The organism is Moorena sp. SIOASIH (assembly GCF_010671925.1).
Taxonomy (GTDB): Bacteria; Cyanobacteriota; Cyanobacteriia; order Cyanobacteriales; family Coleofasciculaceae; genus Moorena.
Genome location: NZ_JAAHIH010000006.1, coordinates 349,025 through 370,260, shown reverse-complemented (window position 1 = coordinate 370,260; position 21,236 = coordinate 349,025). Strand labels below are relative to the sequence as shown.

20 protein-coding genes and 1 pseudogene are annotated in these 21,236 nt (G+C 44.3%); 14 read left to right on the top strand and 7 right to left on the bottom strand.

The genetic code is table 11. The features are described 5' to 3' along the window. Window positions 1–50 precede the first annotated feature (50 nt). The 6 genes and pseudogenes from F6J90_RS33645 (at window position 51) to F6J90_RS33625 (ending at window position 5,658) form a co-directional block, all read left to right on the top strand. Complete coding sequence (locus F6J90_RS33645) at window positions 51–956, top strand: sulfotransferase domain-containing protein (RefSeq protein ID WP_293104062.1); 906 nt, start codon at window positions 51–53, stop codon at window positions 954–956. Between the two features lie 15 nt (window positions 957–971). Further along, the gene (locus F6J90_RS33640) at window positions 972–1,610 is read left to right on the top strand and encodes a sulfotransferase family 2 domain-containing protein (RefSeq protein ID WP_293104059.1); all 639 of its coding nucleotides are present in this window, start codon (window positions 972–974) and stop codon (window positions 1,608–1,610) included. A gap of 108 nt (window positions 1,611–1,718) precedes the next feature. Then, on the top strand, window positions 1,719–2,528 hold the full coding sequence (locus F6J90_RS33635; protein ID WP_293104056.1) for a class I SAM-dependent methyltransferase: 810 nt from the start codon (window positions 1,719–1,721) through the stop codon (window positions 2,526–2,528). Continuing rightward, window positions 2,503–2,733 (top strand): annotated as a pseudogene (locus tag F6J90_RS43880) (Rieske (2Fe-2S) protein); the annotation flags it as partial. The gene F6J90_RS33635 and the pseudogene F6J90_RS43880, both read left to right, overlap by 26 nt. 63 nt (window positions 2,734–2,796) lie before the next feature. After that, window positions 2,797–4,374, top strand: a complete 1,578-nt coding sequence (locus F6J90_RS33630; protein ID WP_293104053.1) for an MBL fold metallo-hydrolase — start codon at window positions 2,797–2,799, stop codon at window positions 4,372–4,374. A gap of 768 nt (window positions 4,375–5,142) precedes the next feature. After that, the gene (locus tag F6J90_RS33625; RefSeq protein ID WP_293104050.1) at window positions 5,143–5,658 is read left to right on the top strand and encodes a hypothetical protein; all 516 of its coding nucleotides are present in this window, start codon (window positions 5,143–5,145) and stop codon (window positions 5,656–5,658) included. Window positions 5,659–5,699: 41 nt separating this feature from the next. Here the strand turns inward: F6J90_RS33625 and F6J90_RS33620 are convergent, their stop codons facing one another. The 5 genes from F6J90_RS33620 to F6J90_RS33600 all read right to left on the bottom strand — a co-directional run bounded on the left by F6J90_RS33620 (window position 5,700) and on the right by F6J90_RS33600 (window position 8,126). Then, a complete protein-coding gene (locus tag F6J90_RS33620) occupies window positions 5,700–5,921 on the bottom strand; it encodes a hypothetical protein (protein ID WP_293104047.1) in 222 nt (73 codons plus the stop codon). A gap of 152 nt (window positions 5,922–6,073) precedes the next feature. Further along, entirely contained in the window at window positions 6,074–6,199 is a 126-nt protein-coding gene (locus tag F6J90_RS33615) for a hypothetical protein (RefSeq protein ID WP_293104045.1), read from the bottom strand. Then, window positions 6,172–7,254 (bottom strand): DNA cytosine methyltransferase, encoded by a 1,083-nt coding sequence (locus tag F6J90_RS33610; protein WP_293104042.1) that lies wholly within the window; start codon window positions 7,252–7,254, stop codon window positions 6,172–6,174. The genes F6J90_RS33615 and F6J90_RS33610 overlap by 28 nt, the downstream gene beginning before the upstream one ends. Window positions 7,255–7,381: 127 nt before the next feature. Next, the gene (locus F6J90_RS33605) at window positions 7,382–7,540 is read right to left on the bottom strand and encodes a hypothetical protein (protein WP_293104039.1); all 159 of its coding nucleotides are present in this window, start codon (window positions 7,538–7,540) and stop codon (window positions 7,382–7,384) included. Between the two features lie 385 nt (window positions 7,541–7,925). Beyond that, window positions 7,926–8,126, bottom strand: coding sequence for a hypothetical protein (locus F6J90_RS33600; protein WP_293104037.1), 201 nt, complete (start codon window positions 8,124–8,126; stop codon window positions 7,926–7,928). Between the two features lie 199 nt (window positions 8,127–8,325). On the opposite strand from F6J90_RS33600, the gene F6J90_RS33595 reads away from it, so the two are divergent. Further along, a complete protein-coding gene (locus tag F6J90_RS33595) occupies window positions 8,326–8,499 on the top strand; it encodes a hypothetical protein (RefSeq protein WP_293104034.1) in 174 nt (57 codons plus the stop codon). A gap of 21 nt (window positions 8,500–8,520) precedes the next feature. Next, entirely contained in the window at window positions 8,521–10,080 is a 1,560-nt protein-coding gene (locus F6J90_RS33590) for a pentapeptide repeat-containing protein (protein ID WP_293104031.1), read from the top strand. Window positions 10,081–10,196: 116 nt separating this feature from the next. Here the strand turns inward: F6J90_RS33590 and F6J90_RS33585 are convergent, their stop codons facing one another. Beyond that, window positions 10,197–10,352, bottom strand: a complete 156-nt coding sequence (locus tag F6J90_RS33585) for a hypothetical protein (protein WP_293104029.1) — start codon at window positions 10,350–10,352, stop codon at window positions 10,197–10,199. Between the two features lie 241 nt (window positions 10,353–10,593). Between F6J90_RS33585 and F6J90_RS33580 the strand changes: the two genes are divergently transcribed. Further along, window positions 10,594–11,049, top strand: coding sequence for a DUF6335 family protein (locus F6J90_RS33580; RefSeq protein WP_293104026.1), 456 nt, complete (start codon window positions 10,594–10,596; stop codon window positions 11,047–11,049). A 355-nt stretch (window positions 11,050–11,404) separates the two neighbouring features. Then, window positions 11,405–12,247, top strand: coding sequence for an excalibur calcium-binding domain-containing protein (locus F6J90_RS33575; protein WP_293104023.1), 843 nt, complete (start codon window positions 11,405–11,407; stop codon window positions 12,245–12,247). 15 nt (window positions 12,248–12,262) lie between these two features. Here F6J90_RS33575 and F6J90_RS33570 read toward each other — a convergent pair whose 3' ends face one another. Then, on the bottom strand, window positions 12,263–12,475 hold the full coding sequence (locus F6J90_RS33570) for a hypothetical protein (protein ID WP_293104020.1): 213 nt from the start codon (window positions 12,473–12,475) through the stop codon (window positions 12,263–12,265). A gap of 102 nt (window positions 12,476–12,577) precedes the next feature. On the opposite strand from F6J90_RS33570, the gene F6J90_RS33565 reads away from it, so the two are divergent. The 4 genes from F6J90_RS33565 to F6J90_RS33550 all read left to right on the top strand — a co-directional run bounded on the left by F6J90_RS33565 (window position 12,578) and on the right by F6J90_RS33550 (window position 21,213). Further along, window positions 12,578–18,334 (top strand): alpha-2-macroglobulin, encoded by a 5,757-nt coding sequence (locus tag F6J90_RS33565; RefSeq protein WP_293104017.1) that lies wholly within the window; start codon window positions 12,578–12,580, stop codon window positions 18,332–18,334. Window positions 18,335–18,457: 123 nt separating this feature from the next. Beyond that, complete coding sequence (locus F6J90_RS33560; protein WP_293104015.1) at window positions 18,458–19,348, top strand: hypothetical protein; 891 nt, start codon at window positions 18,458–18,460, stop codon at window positions 19,346–19,348. Between the two features lie 135 nt (window positions 19,349–19,483). Beyond that, window positions 19,484–19,633 (top strand): hypothetical protein, encoded by a 150-nt coding sequence (locus F6J90_RS33555; protein WP_293104013.1) that lies wholly within the window; start codon window positions 19,484–19,486, stop codon window positions 19,631–19,633. An 86-nt stretch (window positions 19,634–19,719) separates the two neighbouring features. After that, entirely contained in the window at window positions 19,720–21,213 is a 1,494-nt protein-coding gene (locus F6J90_RS33550) for a zinc ribbon domain-containing protein (RefSeq protein ID WP_293104011.1), read from the top strand. Window positions 21,214–21,236 lie beyond the last annotated feature (23 nt).

Genomic DNA, 21,236 nt, shown 5'->3' with positions numbered 1-21,236 from the left:
AAACTACTTTTGCAAGAGGTGTAATTACGAAGCCCTAACGAGGGCAGACCATGAGTAAATCAACCACTATATTATCCACATCATCGAACGTGGTACCAGTTCGGTTTATCTTATCGTTCGGCAAAAAGGTGGCGAGGAAGCTCAAAATCTTAAGACACAACATACGCGACTATCTGTTAATGCCGCCACACCATCAATTTATCGTTCAAAGTCTGGAAAAGCAAGGGTTGCAGGAACAATCGATTTTACTGGCTGGTCATCCGAAAAGTGGCAATACGTGGACCCGCTTTGTTATCTTTAACTACTTTAATATCTTGCTCAACGACGCCGACAAAACCCTCACCTATGTACAATTATCTGAGCTCCAACAACAAGTATTTAATGACAATGGTATTATAATGCGACACTTCATGCCCGGATTTCCGATTTTGGTGAGAACCCATTCGCCATATAGGAAAGTTTTTCGTTACTTTGGCCGAGTGATTTTCCTTTACCGCAACCCATTAGACGTTTTGATTTCCCTCTATCGGGTCGAAGAAAAAAGAACCGGGCAAACAGTGAAGGAAATCCCAATTGATGCCTTTGTTTTGTCCAGGCTGCCAGGATGGATTTGGCACTACACAAGCATTATCAATCGCTGTGATGTTATCATGCGCTACGAAGATATGCGTGCAGACGCCTACGGCGAGTTCAACCGTCTCTTTCATGCCTTGGGTATTGAAGTCCAAGAGCATATTCTGCGTCAAAGTCTTGAGTTATCCAGCTTTGAGAATATTAGACGGATGGGGCGAGAAACAAACCAGCAATATGGCAGCCATCACTTATACACCTTTAAGGGTGAATTTACACGCAGTGGTCAAGTCAAACAGTACCAAGGTGTATTAAAAACTGAGACCATTCAAGCATGTCAAGAAATGCTGCGCCGCCAAAAGATAGAGATCGACTTATCTATTTAGAGCAGGATTGAATTCATGATGCTAAGAACTATTTTTGATGAAATAAAATACAGTAGATGGCGAGATATGCTGTTGCCGGACAATTCATCAAAAAATGTCGATCATTATAGGAGGTTTATTTTTGTCCACAATCCGAAATGTGCTGGCACGACCATAAAAAAAATTTTCGGCCCCTGGTTTCCTGGTGATCACCGGGTACCAACTGTCTTAGTTAGCCCTAAAATATGGGAGCGCTATTTCTCTTTTGTGGTGATCAGAAACCCTTTTGAGCGCTTGGTTAGTTCCTTTTCGTATCATACGGCATCTGACTATAAAGGCTTTTATTTTGCTAAATATCCCTTTTTACACAGCCTCTCTTTAGAAGCTTACTTTGATTTAATGAGCGCTGAAACAGATGCCCTACGTCCAAACATTGATTTTGTTAGTCATAAATTATCAGACAAGCCAATAGATTTTATTTGTCGCTTTGAAAATCTTGAACAAGATATAATCAAGGTATTATATCGTCTCAATATCGCAGTTGATACGGTTCCCCAGGAAAACAAGTCTAAGCATAAGGCGTATGTTGAATATTTTGCGGATAATCCCAGGTTGTTAGAAAAATGTCGGCTATATTATAAAGATGATTTGGATGCATTTGGTTATGAGTTTTGATTCTTATTAAATCTATCGGGGTGTGTGATTATATTAATTTTAATTAATGGGTGAGCTACCCTGACAACGATTTGAGGCATGGAAACATAGCAAAGGAAAAAATGAGAAGTGAAGAAGGCAATTGCTGATTCAATTCATAGCACGAGGTATCTCTTAGCAAGGGTAAAGGAGTTCGTCCCCCAGTCGTCGGAAAGAATCTCACGAGATGCGGGGGATTTTTGGAGTCGCAGCGATAAGAGCGACCGTATTAAAGACCTTTCTCACTGGCTGGGGGAAGGCAGATGGTCTGACGAACAACGTTGGACTCGGGTCGGGCAAATGAACTTGGAACGGTTTGAGAAACTATGTTTGTTTGCTAACACCACCAGGCCCATTCGTAGCATGATTGAGTGGGGTCCTGGGGGCGGCGCGAATGCGGTACAGTTTTGTTCAGAAGTCGAGACATTCATAGGCGTAGATATTTCGGAGGCTAATCTGGCTGAATCACAGCGCCAACTGGAAAGTCTTGGCTTTGATGGGTTCCAGGCGATTTCGATTGAGGCTGAGAAACCAGAACAAGTCCTTGACCATGTTGACTCGACCATAGACTTTTTTCTTTCCACCTCCGTTTATCAACACTTTCCGAGCAAAGACTATGGAGTACGAGTCACCAAGTTGGCTTATCAACTCCTATCTGATCAGGGTGTGGCCCTGATCCAAATCAGATACGATGATGGGTCTGAAAAATTTAAGCCCAAGCTGCGGGATTATCACCAAAATGCCATCACCTTCACCTCCTATCATCTCGACGAGTTTTGGGATATAGCGATGTCTATTGGTTTTAAACCATTGTGTATCACTTTGGGTAGCTCTTGCTATGCTTATTTCTTTCTCAAGAAGCAGAAAATAGACAGTGAATTTCGTACCAACAACTTATAAAATTGACCTTGACCCCGCCAAAGCCAAGCTCCCCGTACCAATATCTCTGGGAAACCAGCCCTACTATTTGGTGCGCTCCGAATCGGGTTATCAGCTTATATCAAGGGTTTGCCCCCACCAAGGGCGGGAAGTTTCCGATGACGGCGAGTGTTTTACTTGCCCGTTTCATGGCTGGCGCTTTGAACATGGAACCGGAAAGGGAATAAACAACCAGGCGGCGTTGTCGGCGATACCAGTAACAGTTTCGGGGGATCACTTCTTAGCGGAAGTGCCATGTGCCCCTTCCATAAGCCCTCTCCCTCAAACAGGCAAAGATATCCAGGATTTGGCGATTACATTACATGTCCACTCCTGCCTAGAAGTGGGCTACAAAGGCTTTTCCCTTCTCACCGATCCTTGGCTTTGTGGGTCAGCCTTTTTAGGCTCTTGGATGCTTTATCCCGCTCCCATAGTGAACATTTCCACCTTGCGTCCTGATGCGATCTGGATTTCCCATGAGCACTCGGATCATTTTCATAAAGAAACCTTAGACCATTTTGACCGTTCAACGCCGATTTACGTGCCCGACTTTCCCAATCGTCGCCTGATCGAGGGTTTAACGGCATTGGGCTTTCAGGATATACGTCCCATGGCCTTTGGGGAGAGAGTCCAACTCTCAAAACATATTCATCTGACCTGCTTTGAACCAGGCAGTTTATGGAATGATGCCATTGTTTTGATGGAGATTGATGGCTTTCGTGTGCTCAATATCAATGATGCGGGCATTAACCATCGCATTGCCTCGTTGCTGCCTCCTGTGGATATGGTCGCCTCTTTGTTCGTTCCTGGAGCATCAGGATACCCTTGGACTTGGAGTCATCTTAGCCAAAAGCAAAAGGTTAACATCTCAAAACGTAGCGCTCAAGGCTTACTTGAGATGCTCAAACAGATGATGAAGCTGTATGGCGCGAAATACCTCTTACCCTTTGCGGGTAATTTCACCTGGTGCCATCCCACTCATCGTGAGTATGTTCGCCTAATGAGTACCAATACCTTAGACGATGTGGTGCAGCTTTTTGAGGGCAGTGACGTACAAGTAATTCCTCTTCTACCTGGAGAGAGCTGGGAGAGTTCAACAGGCAAGATTAAGCGTGTCTGGCAGAATCGAGAGGAACTCGATGACATAAACTATAAACTGCGCTACATTGAGCAGAATTTTGATCAAGCTTTATTTTCCCAATATCATGCTTGCTCCACAACAGTGACCCGTTCCGAGTTGGAAGCGTATTTTCTCCAATTGAATGACGTGCCGGATATCGCCTTCTGCGAAGAGATAACCGTCACCGTACAAGCAACTCGAGAGGATTTTGACGAGGTAACCTTCTCTGTTTCCTTTTCAATAACAGCTGGGCGGCTGGAAATCCTGTCCGAGCTACCCGATGTGCCCAACTTGCTCATGAAAATCCCCCTTGGCATTTTGGCCAAGATTGTGACAGAAAATCTCTCTTGGGATGAGGCTCATATCGGCCATTGGTGCCGCTTTTCCAGAAGCCCTAATATATACAATGCTGGTTTCTGGCGCTTATTACAAGCTCCATACTATAACAAGCCTGCCTCAGTGCCACCCATAGACCATCAGCCGATCACAGGCGACACCGTCATCGCCGACTTGCTCGAAACCCATGGTAACCAAGCTCAAAGGATTCTAGGCCGCTATGGATTATACTGTCTGGGCTGTCATCATTCAACCCAGGAGACCATCACACTAGGGGCAAAACAACATGGCCTAAACAAAAATACGGTTGATCGCTTGGTTCGAGAACTTAACCAGACATTCCACTCAAAAAAGGAAGAAAGCACAATATGAAACCTTGGATGATCTTAGCCAACAAAATTGCTTATTGGACCGTTCCACCAGGCATCAAAAAAGTTATTCTTTCGAACTTGAGCATATGGGTAGAGAGCTTGAATTTCTATACCATCCCACGAGAGCACCAACTTCTTCTACAAAAAAATCAGGTCTTGCACAATCGCCATGCCGGAGAACGCTGCTTTATTCTGGCTACCGGGCCGAGCATCAAATCACAGAACCTTAAATTGTTGCAGGGGGAGAACTGTATTGCGGTCATTGACACTCCCCGCCCTGGAAGGACGGGGATTCTTGCTTCTACGAGGTGACTTGTTTAACCAGGCCGGAGCCAGAAAAAATAGAGGTCTCCTCTCCACAAGCGTACTTGGTCTATGACCCAGGTTTCGGTGTGCCCCACCGTACCTAATCTAGTTAACAAGTTAGATAAACTTTTTATTGATATTATGTTTTCGTAGATATCCAAATCTAAGAATTTGATTATGCAATAAGCTGATATCTTAGCTTATTTTTTACATCATCTACTTATTTTAATATCATGTTTATCTAGAACATTAATTGTTTTTTTACTTAGGTTTTAATCTTAACACGATGCGAGAAAACCGTCAAGTCTGAATTTCAAAAAAAGCCGTCCTATAAGGACGGGGCTTTAAACCCAAATTTTTTGGTAATTTCTTCCTCCACCCAGATTATAGCCTGATCCGGCCACGTTACTACTGCATCGCCCCCTATCATCTCCCGCTTACAGAAGAATCTTGGTCCGGTTGGATGAAAGAATTGGATCAGGGAACTGGAGATAGTACATTTTTCTTTGCCCTACCCGACCAAGAACGAGTAGAGGGAGCTGGGCATTTTGCCAATCGACAACTTCATTATCTCTGGTTTGGTGCCTCCTCAGAGATGATCTTGAACACAGGCATAGATCTCACCCGTCCTATCTTGCCAATTCACACCGTCACGATTATGGCATTGCAAGTGGCGATTTATATGGGCTTCCGACAAATTTACCTGCTTGGCTGTGACCACAATCAGATTATCGGCTTGAATAAGAGCAAATATTTTTTCTCAACAGAAGAATTTGTGCAGGTTACCAAACGCCCTCTGGAGTGGAATGAGCGCGACATTGAGTGGTTTTGCCAGGAATATGTCGATCAGTGGGGAAATTACAAGCTGATGCGCCGTCTGGCGGACGCAAATTCGATTCAAATCCTAAACGCCACGCCCAATAGCTTGCTAGATGTCTTTGAGAGGGTTAAGTATGAGTCACTTTTCAACGGTAACTAATATAGCGGTTTTCAATTTTGTGAGGTACATAGTTCCTGGTTTTAGGGAACAGGGAACAGGGAACAGGGAACAGGGAACAGGGAACAGGGAACAGGGAACAGGGAACAGGGAACAGGGAACAGGGAACAGGGAACAGGGAACAGGGAACAGGGAACAGGGAACAGGGAACAGGGAACAGGGAACAGGGAACAGGGAACAGGGAACAGGGAACAGGGAACAGGGAACAGGGAACAGGGAACAGGGAACAGGGAACAGGAACCCACCCCTAACCCCTCCCAGGAGGGGAAAAGAGGGAACAGGTAAAAAATCCTGTGTACCTCATAGTTATGAAAAACGCTCTAAATTTTACTTTTTACCCCTGACGGGGCGACAGGTCAGCTAGAATGTAGCCAGAATAAGCGACCTAGCTCTTATATCATTTCAGGATAATTACCCTTAATAAAAATCTTCCCCATCTCCCCATCTCCCCATCTCCCCATCTCCCCATCTCCCTATCTCCCACACTCTTTTCCCCTACAGCCGCAGATGCAATTTGTCGCAAAGCTGATCAAAATAGGATTGAAAGTCTTTTGTCGTTGATAGCTCAGAGGGGAAGATTGCTTGATGGATTGCTTCTCCAACTGCTTTGGCTAACCGTGGTGGTACAGCATTACCAACCTGTCTGTATCGTGATGTTTTAGAACCTTTGAATACAAAATGATCAGGAAAGGATTGGAGTCTAGCTGATTCCCGTACCGTCAGCCGTCTTACCCCTTCAACTGTTCCTGATCTGGGCTTTCCCCCATTCATTAAATGACGATGATACACCAGTAAAACACCTTCAGGGTCAATAATGTGGGTTCGGTAACCTCCCATAGTAGCGGTAATGGTAGGACTTGGTGCATCGAAATTGATGGGTTTTCCCCCACCCTTGACTAGAGTTGCTGTCCAAGGGGTAGGACGAATAACGGGTTTATTGGCATAGGAAACTTTAGTGCTATTCGGCTCATAGTCGGGAACATCAGTTAAGGCTGAACCCGATGAAATATAGGAATTAGATGTCCCTAAACCATGGGTTTTCAGGGGAAACCTAAAATCAGTTTTTGTGGCTAAACCGACGAAAAATAGACGTTCACGATACTGGGGAATTCCATAGGATGCTGCTTCTAAAAGGTCTACATAAACTGAATAATCTAGGGATTGAAACTGCTGAATAATCCATTGATAATAGTTAAAATTTTTAGAGCTTTGCAACCCACGCATAGTTTCCATTAAAAATGCCTTGGGTCGAATCTCCCTGACTGCTCGAATAAATTCTGGAACTAAATCCTTAGGATTGGCTCGGGATAACTGTTTATTTTGCTCTTGTTTTGGGACAGCAAAAGGTTGACACGGCGGTGAACCTACTACTAGGTCAATACCTTGAAATTGAGTAAAGTCTATAGCTCGAATATCGGAGCGAATAACATTAGTGCTAGGAAAGTTTTCTCGATAAGTGGAAACAGCAGATTTATCAATTTCTATTGCTGTGGTGATCTGCCACCCAGCCATATGGAAACCCAGAGAAAGGCCACCTGCCCCTGCAAATATATCGATGGCGTTTTTGGAATCATTCATCAGTTAGCGAGCCGCTTTTCTCTATTAGCTATAGCGTTTTTATTTGCAGCAGGGAGCAGGGAGCAGGGAGTAGGGAGTAGGGAGTAGGGGTAATAAAATTTACTGTACCTCATAACTATGATCAAGGCTATATTTGCACTAATTGTAGTTTAAGGGTATCAGCTGGTTTTGTTATGCCAAATTGGTACATATACCAAAGGGAACAGGGAACAGGGAACAGGGAACAGGGAACAGGGAGTAGGGAGTAGGGAGTAGGGAGTAGGGAAAAGAGAACAAAAATTCTCACAATTCATTTAGGATTGGTATATTTGATTATTTAAGGTTAGTAAGGTTTAAGGTTGAAGGTTTAAGGTTGAAGGTTTAAGGTTGAAGGTTTAAGGTTGCAGGTTGAACGCGCACGCGTGTCTAAAGGCCAAGGTTTAAGGTATAAGGTTGTTCGCGTGGGTGCATCTCATATTTGTAAAAAAGTGCGGTAGGCTGCGTTAGGGGCGAGCTCACCAAAAAAAATAGCCGTAGAAATACTATCCACGGCTATTTAAATGACTTATGTCACTGAGTTCCCAAACCGAAACTGATGTGATCTTATTTGATTGACCTTGGTCTTTCGGCCACCCTACGGGACCAGACCGGAGCCAAGGCTCTGGGGGGAAGCCCCCCCAGAAATTAAGGTGTTATGGCAACAGCCAATACTTCATCATGGTTGTCTTCACTTCCCCTGGAGTTTCAGTAGGTTCCAAAGGGCTCCAGTCGGCAATCTCTCCATAGCCTAGGGAATAAAACCTTTGCATACTATGGATTACGGCTTGACGAGGACCTTTTAGAGTGTGCTCAACAGGTTGTTTCTTTAGGTTTTGGTTAGAGTATTTTGACATAAGTCAGAACTTGAAATCCTTGTGGGTTTATATTGATTATTGTAATGATTATTGTTTAAGTAGTCAAGGGTTTTTATAAGTTTTTATTTGGAGGGGTTAGAGATAGTTTAAAAAAATAACTGGAGCAGGTAAATTATGTAATATTCATTGAATTTATAGCGTTCCTAGGACTATTGAATTTATAGCGTTCCTAGGACTCATGAGTTACACAGAATTGTTTGACTATTGGCTGTTCCCTGTTACCTGTTCCCTGTTCCCTGTTCCCTGCTCCCTGTTCCCTATTCCCTGTTACCTATTCCCTATTCCCTATTCCCTATTCCCTGTTACCTATTCCTTATTATCTATTCTCTGTTCAAAACTTCTGATGCTATAGTTATGCTAAATCAGCAAGACTATGACAGAGTTTAGCCAGGGTAATAAAACTAAAAAACTAACTATCGCCGCCTCTTCAAAAGGTATTGAAACAGCGAAAAAAGCTTTTGATAAGCTAGGGTTTGAGTTAAAAAGTAACTTCCCCAAGTCACAAGGGATAAGTCACTATACAGTTACAAAATTTTTTAAATCAGAGCCCATTCAGCTTGATTTATTTAAACGCATATGCCAGGGATTGAATCTAGACTGGAAAGAAATTGCGGGAATAGCAGAAGAACAAGCATCAGAACAGCTAAACAAAAATGATGGCAGTCGCTCAGAGCCGGTGCAGGGTGTAGAGCCAAGTCAATCCCTGAGCCACCAAGAGACTGTAATCCAGAGACAAAGTCAAACAATTAAAGCTATTCTTGTCTTAGAAGGAGATATAAATTCAGTTCAACCTTCAAAACTGATTGAATCTATTTTACAACAATCGTCAGGATACACGATCAACATTATTGATATTAAACCAAGCCGCTTAATCTTAGAGGGGTTTCAAGAAGCTATCGAACGGCTTGAAGCTCGGATAAAATCAGAAGACCTAAAACAATTAAGCGGTTTTCCTATTCAAGAGATTCAAATTTTGAACGAAAGGTCAGATGATGAAGAAAATAGCAAGCTTGATCATAAATGGCGTCTAGTGGCAGAGATTGCTAGCGGTGGAGCTGTGGGTCGAGACTTGAGGGGTGCAGACCTCAGTGATGCGGATCTCAGTAATACGAAGCTCAGTGGTGCTAATCTGATTCGTGCCGACCTGAGTGGTACCGACCTCAGTGATGCGGACTTGAGTGGTACCGACCTCAGTGATGCGGACTTGAGTGGTGCGGACCTCAGTGGTGCCGACCTAATTCGTGCTAACTTGATTCGCCCCAACCTAAGTGATGCTAACCTCTGTGGTGTCAACTTGATTCGTGCCAACCTGATTCGTGCCAATCTTAGTGGAGCCAACCTAATTGGAGCCAACCTGATTGGAGCCAACCTAATTGGAGCCAACCTAATTGGAGCCAACTTCAGTGGAGCCAACTTCAGTAATGCCAACCTCAGTGGTGCTAACCTCAGTAATCTTAACCTGAGTGGTGTCAACCTCAGTGGTGCTAACCTCAGTGGTGCCAACCTAATTCGTGTCAACCTGAAAAATGCTAACCTCAGTGGTGCAGACCTGGGGGGTACCAACCTCCGGAGTGCCGAGCTGTTTAGTGCCAACCTCAGGGGTGCTAACCTCCGGGGTGCCTACCTCAGTGATGCCAGGGTGAGTGGTGCAAACCTCAGTGATGCCGACCTCAGTGGAGCCAACCTGAGTCGTGCCAACCTAAGTCGTTACAGCCTTTTTGGTGCCAAGCTCAGTGGAGCCAACCTGAGTCGTGCCTGCCTCAGTGGATCCAACCTCACTGGTGCAAACCTGAGTGATGCCAACCTCACTGGTGCGGACCTGTTTGCTGCTAACCTTAGTGATGCTGACGTGAAAAATGCCCGATTCGCATATATTGTAGGAATTGATGAATCCACTAAGCTTGAGCTAATTCAAAGAGGAGCAATTTTTTAGAATTTCCCAGGTTAACCCTCTGAAATTAGTTCTTGAAACATTACCAGTTATGTGTATTAAAAAAGAGCGATCGCATAATCTACATAACTGGTAATTCGTCTGATCATTTATCTGTATTAAAAAAGAGCGATCGCATAACTTACATAACTGGTAATTAGTCTAAAGGTAGGTGAACCTAAAGGATAAATCCTAATTTTCAATTCTTCAGCTAGGGTTTCAACAAAGCGACCAATCACTTTTTTATAAAATTCCTGTTCAGGGTAAGGAGCCATGATTTCTAGGTTGCCACGATTGTAGCTAAGGCGTAAGCGGCGATAATTTTACAATTTATTGAGTAATGTTTCATAGTGTTGCTAACTGATAGCATAGCGTTATATTCCTTATAATGCTGGGGTGAGGGGAGTGATGGTGATGGGGAGAGTGCTTTGGAATTATAGTTATTTTAGCAGTATAATTTAAGTATAAGGAGAATTTTAATGAATCAAACAATGAAACTACTCAGGAGTAAGGATTATGACAGATTACAAGAACAAGGATATAGTCAACTCTTATGAAATTCTGAAGCGAGAGGAAGGGTATACTGACAACCGTAATACTGAAGAAGTATTGTTAGCAGACCTAACTGGAATAGAAGACCCTGACCGAATTTTTGAGGGTGTAGTTGACCGTGACACTGGGATGGGACGCACCTTGGAGAAGTTGAGAACTAGCAAACTATCCGGTGGCAATGTCACCGGTGGCGATATTTATGATAATTGGTATCAGGCTGAAGTAGTGGGGGAAGAAGCAGTTGGAGGAGAAACGCCCACTCCTGACCAAAATGTAACTGAAGACTTGCTGGAGTCCATGGGAATTTCTTCAGTTGATGGTGAAGCTGTGCAAACTCGAGACAAGTTAGAGGTTCGCGATCACCTCCGCTGGGAGCTGAACCCTGAGTCTTCTGAAGATTACTCCGAGCACTTGAAATAAGTTCCTGTTGGCAACGGATGGCTTAACGAATGTCAGGGATGGGGAGAGGGATTGATGGTTTTTTTGAAATCGATTAGTTTGGGAATTGATTAGTTTGAGAATATCGGGACTTAAACCATAAAAAACGTCTAAAAGAGGGGATATTTGCTGCCAACATTAGTTTTCCCCTCTAGTTCAATCCCGATGAATCAGACAACTACCGCAAAGGAAAAAATGATTATTTATACTAAAAAAAATTCTTGTAATTTCCTGGGGGTTTTTGTGTGACATTTATGCTACGATTGAAGTATGTAATGGGGTTGATAAATTGGACAAATTCACGTAAAGTTTTGAAAGTAATCTCAAAGATAGAATAGTGAAACAAATTTTCCTGAGAAGCTTTCAAGCTTTGGTGATGACAGTTCTGTTGATGCTTTCGATAGTAGCATCACTGACTAGTTACCCCGATCTAGCCCTAGCCCAAACAGAGCCTAACCTCTCCAGCCCTGGTTCTGAGGCTGAAATCCTACATCCAACTGCTTTTGTTACAGTAAGTCATGGGTCGTTAACACCTAATTTTGGAGCTGTAACTAACATTTTCAATGGCAATGGACTGACTGGTAGCGGCACGGAACTGGATCAACTCCACGTAGCTGGAGGAAATCCAGCTAACTTTCTCTCAGCTAAGCTAAATCATTGTGGAACGGCAGCTGATGTCAACTTTGACTTTGACTTTGGCAGCCCAGTAGTCTTGAATACACTAGCCCTCTGGAATTACAATGCTTTCAATACAACGGCAACTAATCGGGGTATCAAAGACTTTATCTTAGTTCTCTCTAACAAAGCAGATTTTAGTGATCCAGTTTTTGAATCTTCAACCCTAACTCTGCCTAAAGGACCTGCAACCAATATTCCGGCTACTATCTTCTCTTTTCCTAATGTGGAAGCTCAGTTTGCCAGAATCGATGTTGTCTCCAACTATGGACCGACAAGTCTTATTGGCTTATCTGAGGTTCGTTTTGCCAAGATGGTTAGTAACACAACATCTAACCCGCCTTCTGCTCCACAACCTGAATTTCCCGATTGCGTGAATTCAGATTGCAATTGTTCAGATTTCAGTACTCAAGCTGAAGCCCAACAGGTGCTTGATGGCTTTCCCGGCGACCCCCACCGGCTAGACCGTGATAAAGATGGTATCGCTTGTGAGTCACTGCCGTAAACAAAGTGGCGTTACTTAATCTTCGCGCTGAATAGCAGTAGAGTGGGCATCCTGCCCGCCCGGGAATGAAACAGGCAAGATGCCTGTTCCACGCCTGATGCCCATTCTACCAAGATCGCCGAACGGGCAAGATGCCCATTCTACCAAGATCGCCGAACGGGCAAGATGCCCATTCCACCTCACTATTAAAATCATTCCATTATTGAGCAACGCCCCTGCAACAACCACCCTACCCCCACGAGTTAACGAAACTTAGGGCAATCCTGCCAAATTCAAAAATCTGAGCTTTAATCAAAAATGAAAGCTCCAAAAGGAAAATCTAGGCACGCCATGGGTAGGGTAATTAAAACATCCATAGGGTTATTACTGGGATTATTTCTGATCCTAGGTCTAGTAAGCTGTGATAGCGCTAAACTTACTTCAGGGTTTGAACCCTTACCAGCAGTAGCTCCCCTACCGATGCCTCAAATCCCAGAGTGGATTGAGCAAATTAGTCCCATCGGCATCGCTGAGCCCCTTTCACAAATTCGGATTCGCTTCAAAGACCCCTTGATTCCCGTTGAACGCTTGGGAAGTCCAAATCAGCGGGAAATCTTACAGAAATTTGAAATCATACCCCCTATCCCTGGGAAATTTCGTTTCTTAACCCCACGGATGGTAGGATTCCAAGCTGACCAAGCTCTGCCTCTAGCCACTCGTGTCCAAGTTACCCTCAAAGCTGGATTAGCTGACCTAAACAATCATAGTCTAGAACAAGACTTAGCCTGGACCTTCAATACTGCTCCGATCCAGTTAACCAATTTGCCAGCAACTCAGAGGAATCCAGAAGCTGAACCTCAACCGATTGCTCTGGAGCCTACCTTAGAGTTTACCTCCAATACTCAATTGGATCTCGCTTCAGTAAACCAGCACTTGACCATGACACCGAAAGGTCAGACTCAGAGTGTCAAGCTAGATGTCGCTCTTAAAGAACAAGCAGATGTTTCCTCAGAGTATAGGCAACCCGCTCAGGAATTTAACCCCTCCTTGCGGCAATGGATTTATACAATCACCCCTAAGCAACCCCTCACTAAAGCTACCGATTACAAATTAGCCTTTGCTCCTGGTGTGCGTCCCGCTCGCGGCAATATCCCTACCGAAACCGCTTTCGTTAGTCAAGTCAAAACCTTTGACCCCTTGACCTACAAGGAAATTACCTTTTACGGACAGCCAGAGGCGGGAGGCGCTTATGGACGGTTTGTGAAAGGGGCAGCTCAGTTGGAATTTAATAATCCTTTGCTGGCCTCTTCCGCCATGGAGAATATTACGGTTGAGCCTGCTCCCAAGGAAGCTCCCAAATTGGTGCAAGCTTATGATGGCAATCGATTCGTTAACCTTAATCCTTGGGCATTAGAACCAGAGACTACCTATACCGTTACTCTCGCTGCTAATCTCACTGACCAATTTGGGCAAACCTTGGGTGAACCTGTAACCTTTAAGTACGAAACAGGGGATTTAGCAGGGAATATCTGGGCTCCCTCGGATTTGCATATCTTTCCCTCTACCCTAAAACGCAATTCCGAGTCCCTACAGTTGAATATTTCTACGGTCAATTTACCGCAACCAGAGTATAAAGCCGCTTATCGCATTGTTCAACCCACTGACTTGGTCTATAACAATTCCGCTTATCCGAGTGGCAAGAGCAATGATTTATTACCGAACCCAAGTCAATGGGAGCGTTTCCGGGTAGCGGGAAAGAAAAATAAAACTACTAATATCGCGGTTTCCCTGAGGAAACGACTGGGAGGTCCAACGGGAATGTTGGCCTATGGGGTGCAAGCGAAAACCTATCGCTATCAGGATGGGAATGGAAACGAAAAGTGGTGGGAACCAACCTTTTATGGTTGGGTGCAGCTGACCAATTTGGGAGTGTTTGCGCAATGGTTTCCTGATTCCGGTTTGGTGCAAGTGAATCATCTCTCCGATGGGTCACCAGCAGCAGCAACGGTAGAGATATATAAGTCTGAGCTGAATGCTTCCGATCGAGGGTCACCAAAACCCTGTGCGATCGCAAAAACTGACAGAACTGGCACCATCGCCCTAACCAACGAGGCTCTACGTCAATGTATGAATGGGGCAACTCGCTTCACTAAAGGTCCGCAATTACTGGTAATTGCTAAAGAAGGCAAAGACTGGGCATTTACTCGAACCAATGAATATAGTGGGTATTATGGCTACGGGATTTATTCAGACTGGGACAATGGCAAACCCAAATCCCGAGGGACTATTTTCTCAGACAGACAGCTTTACCAACCAGGAGAAAAGGCTTGGTTCACCGCAGCAGCGTATTATCTCGAAAAGGATAAGCTCACCCAAGACAAAAATGCATCTTATCAGGTCACGCTGGTAGAACCCAATGGTAAGAAGACAGACTTAGGAACTAAGACAACCAATGAATTTGGTACCTTCTCCCTAGAATTACCCCTGAAAGAGAATCAACCCCTAGGTTTCTATACCGTTAGCGCCACAGGAAGCAATGGCAAAAAAATCTCAGGTGGTTTCCGAGTGGCTGAGTTTAATCCTCCTAACTTTAAAGTTGACCTAACCCTTGCTCAAAAATTTGCTAACATGGGCGAGAAGGTGGACGCTAATGTCCAAGGAAATTATTGGTTTGGTTCAAACGTAGATGGGGGAAAGGTTGCCTATTATGTCACTCGGACCCCTGTCTACTTTTCTCCAGAAGGATGGGAAGAGTTTTCCTTTGGTCAGCAGTGGTTTTGGCCCCAGGAAAGACCGCAAGTTACCAGTGATGTCCTGCAAACTAATCAAACCTTAAGTGAGTCTGGGGAAAGTAGTCTAACTATTCCGGTCACGAAAGACCTGCCCTATCCCATGACTTACCGGGTGGATGCGCAAGTTACCGATGTCTCGAATCTGTCGGTATCCGATTCTAAAACATTTACAGCATTACCTAGCGATAAACTAATTGGATTAAAAGGGGATTGGGTGGCGGATGCCGGGAAACCATTCCCTGTAGAAGTGATTGTTACTGACCCCACGGGTAAAGTGGTCAAAGGACAATCAGTACGCCTGGAACTGCAAGAAATGAAATACAGCAGTGTCACCCAGGTCTTGGCAGGGAGTCAGCGAGAAAAAAATCAGGTAGAATACAAAACCGTCAAAGAGGTAACTGTCCGTTCCGGTAGTAGTCCCAAATCCATTAAGCTCACTCCTCCCTCATCCGGTTCTTATCGAATTCGCGCTAATTTTGCTAAAGCTAAAAATGACTTAGCAGCAACAGACTTACAAATTTGGGCAACCGGTGGAAACGCAGTGTACTGGGGGTCTCGCTATGATAACTCTCGCCTGGATATCACACTAGACAAGGATAGCTATAAGCCGGGGGAAACAGCCACAGCCTTGATCCAATCCCCCTATGCCGAAGGGGAATTGTATTTTTCAGTAGTTCGGAACAATACCCTCTATCGCAAAGTAGTCAAAGTTAAAGGGGGTGCCCCAGAGATTAAGTTCAAAGTCACTCCGGAGATGGGACCTAATGCAGCAGTAGAAGCAGTAGTAGTGCGCCAAGGTAAACCCCTATCCCAAGTCGAGCCGGGGAGTGTAGAAAATCTGGTGCGGATTGGTTTTGCTCCGTTTAATACCAAGTTGGATGATAACTATCTCAAGGTAACACAGACATTGCAGTCTAAGTCCATTGAACCTGGTGCTAAGCAAACAGTGGAATTAGCATTGCAAGATTCTAAGGGTAAACCGGTAAAGGGACAGTTTACCGTGATGGTTGTCAATGAAGCCATCTTGCAACTGAGTGGCTACCAAGTACCGGATTTAGTAGAGACCGTGTATGCTCAGCAAGATATTTCCACTCGCTTCAGTGATAACCGTCCTAAGGTGGTGCTAGAAAAGCTAGCGATGCGAATGATGGACAAAGGCTGGGGCTATGGTGGAGGAAGGTCTTCTGGCGCAGCTAGTACTCGGATTCGCACGGAATTTAAACCATTAGCCTACTACAATGGTTCACTGGTAACAGATGCCAATGGTAAAGCCAGGGTAACCTTTAAACTACCAGATAACTTAACGACTTGGCGGGTGATGGCAGTAGCAACCGATGGAAACCTACACTTTGGTAATGGCCAGGCTACCTTTATCACCACCAAGCGGCTGATGGCTAATCCAGTATTACCTCAATTTGCTCGTCCAGGCGATCGCTTTAAAGCTGGGATAGCGCTAATTAATAATACTGGGCAAACGGGAGATTTACAGATTAATGGACAACTGACCGGTGCCGTTCAGTTTGATGGTGGTAAAGGGCCTACGCTGAATCAGAAAACCTCAGCTAAGACCGGAACCAGTGGTTATCGTTTTCCGATGGTAGCCAATAACTTGGGTAAAGCTAAAGTCAAGTTTACGACTAAGCTCAATGGTAATCAGGATGGGTTTGAAGTGCCTTTAGCTGTTAAAACCTTTGACATTACTGAGCAAGTAGTGGAATCGGGAGTAACCAGGAATCAAGTAAAAATCCCGGTGAATATAGCTAGTAACGTGGTACCTGACGCGGGAGGGTTAGAGATTTCCCTGGCTAGTACTCTGATTCCTGAGATTACTGCTCCGGCTAAGCAAGTCTTGGATAACGAAGACTTACCCTTTTTAGAACCGGTAGCAAGTAAATTAGCGATCGCATCCAATTTGGCAATACTCGGCAAACAATATGGTCAGACCTTTGCTGAGTTTAACCCTAGCCAACAAGGCACTGAGGCTATCAAACAGTTACAGAAACTCCAGCGACCAGATGGTGGCTTTGCCAGATGGCCCGGACAAAAATCCTCAGACCCCTTCGTCTCTCCCTATGCTGCTACTGCTCTAGCTCGGGCGAAAGCAGCAGGATTACCAGTAGATGCTGGGATGGTGAACCGTCTCCAGAACTACTTGCAGAAAATATTGGCAAATCCTGGTCAGTATGATTATTGCAAGAGCGTAGCGTGTAAGAGTAAGGTGCGATTAGAAGCACTGATGGGGTTAGCAGAACTCGGTCAGACCCGCAGTGACTTCCTAGGATACCTTTATGAACAGAGCAGTAACTTCGACCGGGTCACTCAGATTAAATTAGCGCGTTACTTATTCCAGTTTCCTCGGTGGCGGAGCCAAGCCCAAACTTTAGTTAATCAGTTTCAGGAAAGCATCTATCAAACTGGGCGTTCAGCTCGGATCAACATACCCCAAAGCTGGCGTTGGCTGGATTCATCTACTACTGCACAAGCTCAAGCCTTGCGTCTATTTATCGCCCAAAACAGCTCAGCCGAGGTTCGCAGTAAACTATTACAAGGGTTATTAGAGTTACGGCGAGATGGCACTTGGCAAACTAGCTACGATAATGCTCAAGCCTTGAGTGCCTTAGTAGACTATAGTCGATTACAGCCTACACCCCCGAGCTTTGCAGCAACGGTGCAACTAGCCGGGAAAAAACTTGGCTCAGCCCAATTCCAGGGGTATCAGAAACCTAGTCAATCGATTCAGGTTACCATGGATAAGTTACCCCGAGGTCGTCATGACCTGATTCTCAAAAAATCTGGTTCAGGGACTCTACACTACTTAACCAGCTATCGTTATCGCTTACAAGGCAATCAACCCGGTCGGTTTAATGGATTACGAGTAAACAAGACCATACGTCCCGCTAATCAGGAAAAGGTGTTGCGAAAGATTGGACTGTATGCTCTCAAAGAGCCATTAACAGTACCAGCAGGACAAGTGTTTGATATTGGCGTGGAGGTGATTACCGATCATCCAGTGGATCATGTCGTGATCGAAGATCCCTTACCAGCTGGGTTGGAAGCAGTGGATACTAGTTTCCAAACTGCTACTCCTTACTTCCAAGCTCAACAAGATAGCTGGCAAATAGATTATCAGAAAATCCATCGCGATCGCATTGTCGCTTATGCCGATCGATTGGAGGCTGGTGTCTATAATTTACATTATCTGGTGCGGTCAGTTACACCAGGAACCTATTTATGGCCCCCTGCCCAAGCACACCTCAACTATGCCCCAGAAGAATTTGGCAGGTCGGCTTCCTCTACGTTAGTGATTAGTGATTAGTTATGAGTCAATTGTCAATTGTTAATTATTAATTGTTAATTGTTAATTGCTAATTGCTAATTACCATTATGCCTTTGCCTGAAATTGACAAATTAATACTTATTGAATACCCTTTTAAAGTTGATGGTGCTAAATCCATATCCGAATCAAAAACCGAATCCCAATAAAAAACCGAATGTCCGCCCCTTGGAGGTCAAGCTAATGTTAGAGTTTAATAAATCTTCAGCTATCGACATCGATAAAGGAAATTCGACAAAAACTCATAATCATGAAACCATCGAAACCGTTGTCAAAACGGAAAATAAAGAAACTAAGCAAATAGGCTTAACTCAGCCAAAATTTTGGTCGAAGCCACTGATTGGACATATCGCCTTAACGTCTGTACTGGTTTTACTGATTACTGTAGGAGTCATATTTCTCTATTCTTTAGGTAACTACCAAACCCAAAAGTGGTTGTTACCCCCAAGAGCACCAGTTGCCTATACTGAGACCATGGCTGAGGCTGCTCCCCTTGAACAAGAAAGAATTGGTGACCAAATCCAAGAAATCCAAGCGCGAGACCAAAGACATTTTAAAATGATGACATTCTTCTACAACAATTACTATATGTCTAAGTTAATGACTTATGGTACAGCGATTGTAGCAGGAATTTGTTTACTCTTTATTATTCGATCAGGTTGGAATAGTACTCATCCTTATGTGATTAATATCTTCGTAGTGGTTTCAGCATCAGCTATTATGTTTGGAAATCTTCCTGGATTATTCCGGTATCAGGACACTATTGTCAATAACAAACAGTTATACCTGCACTATGCATCTCTACAGAATGAGGTAAGTAGCTACTTGGTCACAGGTCAAGATATCGATGGCAATCCTAGAGAAATGAAGTACTTTATTAATCACATTGATAAGGAATTAAGTCGATTAAATCGACTGCCAATTGGGTTTGAGAGAACTAGACTTTTAGATTATCCCACTTCATATAGTAGCTCTCAATTGGATCAGGGACTTTAGTCTTGGGTTACAGGGAGTAGGGAGTAGGGAGTAGGGAGTAGGGATGCAGCGCTATAAGACCATGGTTTTTCATTCCCTGATCCGAAGTTCCCTATTCTCTGCCGCCAGGAGCTTTACCCTGATGAAGTAGTAGGCATGGTATTGGTGGATTCATCTTATCCAGAACAGGAAGAGCGTTTTCCTCCTGCCCCAGTTAATCTCAAACCCTCCCCGGTCAAGTCATGGCTGAACAGGCAATTGGCCGCTATGGGAGTCGCGCAATTAAGTCCCAAAAAATCGGGATAAAACGGGATTTAAAGTCATAATTCGGACATTTACATTTCCTTAGCGCTAGAGTATAATCGAGACATAGGACACAGAGTTTTGTAACGATGCCAAGAAAAGTAGGAGTAGCAAAAAGGATATCGACTCAAATCGTCCCTGTGGTAGGGATGACCAAGTCGGTTGAACTTGAATTGCTGCAGGTAATGAAAAAGCTAGGCGTCGTTAGGGCTGAGTCTTACAACAAACTGGGAAGCATTAACCATTGGGGACTGGACTGGAAAAAGGCCATCCCGGGGGTAAAGAGTTTTAGAACTCCCGATACCCTGGGGCTGCCTGCCAAGTTAATGGATTGGACTATCAATGATGTAGCGAAAGCCATTACAGCTCAGCAAGCAGCCTCTATCGATGCGGTAACAAAGAAAATCTATAGAAGGTTTACAGGGATTGAGAACCAAAAGACCAGAAAAGAACTTTGCCAACAGATTAAGACCTTAGCTTTTCTGGACAATCCACTTCTTCACAGACTTGTTAGGAAGGAATTTCAGAGAGGGCACTCTTGGGTTAAAAATCAAATAGTCTATCAACAAGTAGGATATAGCTGTAAGCGACTCTCTCGTAATACTTATCAGCTAGAAGTAGCTGGACTAATAAGAGGAAAAAGAAACAAAATAATTGTTAGGTCTAATCGAAAAATCAAAGGACAGATTAGAATAATATACAATCAATTATTGCCAAGGTTTGAGGTTCACTTTTTAGTAGATAATGGGACTGTAGACGCTCCTTATTCCCGTCGGTCTATTGGAGTAGACAAAGGGTACACTGAAGCCTTTTTTGATTCAGATGGTCAGGCTCACGGAAAAGGGTTAGGAAAGGCAGCAACCAAGAAGTCCGATCGAATATGTGAGAAGAATCGCAATAGAGGGAAACTTTGGGCACTTCATAGAAAACTAGAAAAGATAGACCCAGCTAAGTCTGCTCGGATACTCCGCAATAATTTAACCAGAAAGACAGAAAACAAGCGCTACAGACAAGATCAGTCAGTATTAAAGGCTATCATAGGAGCCGCATCTAAATCCCTTTTTAATGGGGAATCGTTGAAAGTTTTTGCTGTTCGCGAAGCGTGGCCTACGGCCTTAGATTTAACACAACCAATAAAGACCAAACGTCAGTCCAAAGCCATGTCCCGCAAGCTTAATAGTTGGATGAAAGGAGTAATGCGGAACTCCCTACAGAAATGGGCTGATTGGACTGGGTCGGTTGTAACAGAAGTCCAGCCTAGTTACACGTCGCAAGTTGACTCCGTGACTGGAACCCTGTTGGGGAAAAGGAGCGGGGACAACTTTACCAGATTTAATGGGGTCGTGTTACAGGCTGACCACAATGCTGCCAAAAATGTCCTTAGCAGAGGTACGGACAAGGATATCACCCGGTATATGAGTAAAACTGAGGTGCAGGCAGTATTGTTGCGCCGTACCGCGCGTTTCTTGGAAGGTATGGGACTGAGTCTGCTAGATGCAGTTGAGCTTGGATGGCTTGACTCCAAACATGAGCTTTGCTCGGGCTTTCAAGCAACTCCTGATCGAGATGTCAGGAACGTCTAAATAGACGAGTGGGAGGTTTGACT

Coding starts and splice junctions, on each gene's coding strand:
- F6J90_RS33645 (WP_293104062.1), top strand. CDS start 51: ATGAGTAAATCAACCACTATATTATCCACATCATCGAACGTGGTACCA.
- F6J90_RS33640 (WP_293104059.1), top strand. CDS start 972: ATGATGCTAAGAACTATTTTTGATGAAATAAAATACAGTAGATGGCGA.
- F6J90_RS33625 (WP_293104050.1), top strand. CDS start 5,143: ATGAAAGAATTGGATCAGGGAACTGGAGATAGTACATTTTTCTTTGCC.
- F6J90_RS33610 (WP_293104042.1), bottom strand. CDS start 7,254: ATGAATGATTCCAAAAACGCCATCGATATATTTGCAGGGGCAGGTGGC.
- F6J90_RS33600 (WP_293104037.1), bottom strand. CDS start 8,126: ATGTCAAAATACTCTAACCAAAACCTAAAGAAACAACCTGTTGAGCAC.
- F6J90_RS33595 (WP_293104034.1), top strand. CDS start 8,326: ATGAGTTACACAGAATTGTTTGACTATTGGCTGTTCCCTGTTACCTGT.
- F6J90_RS33590 (WP_293104031.1), top strand. CDS start 8,521: ATGACAGAGTTTAGCCAGGGTAATAAAACTAAAAAACTAACTATCGCC.
- F6J90_RS33585 (WP_293104029.1), bottom strand. CDS start 10,352: ATGGCTCCTTACCCTGAACAGGAATTTTATAAAAAAGTGATTGGTCGC.
- F6J90_RS33580 (WP_293104026.1), top strand. CDS start 10,594: ATGACAGATTACAAGAACAAGGATATAGTCAACTCTTATGAAATTCTG.
- F6J90_RS33565 (WP_293104017.1), top strand. CDS start 12,578: ATGGGTAGGGTAATTAAAACATCCATAGGGTTATTACTGGGATTATTT.
- F6J90_RS33560 (WP_293104015.1), top strand. CDS start 18,458: ATGGTGCTAAATCCATATCCGAATCAAAAACCGAATCCCAATAAAAAA.
- F6J90_RS33555 (WP_293104013.1), top strand. CDS start 19,484: ATGGTATTGGTGGATTCATCTTATCCAGAACAGGAAGAGCGTTTTCCT.
- F6J90_RS33550 (WP_293104011.1), top strand. CDS start 19,720: ATGCCAAGAAAAGTAGGAGTAGCAAAAAGGATATCGACTCAAATCGTC.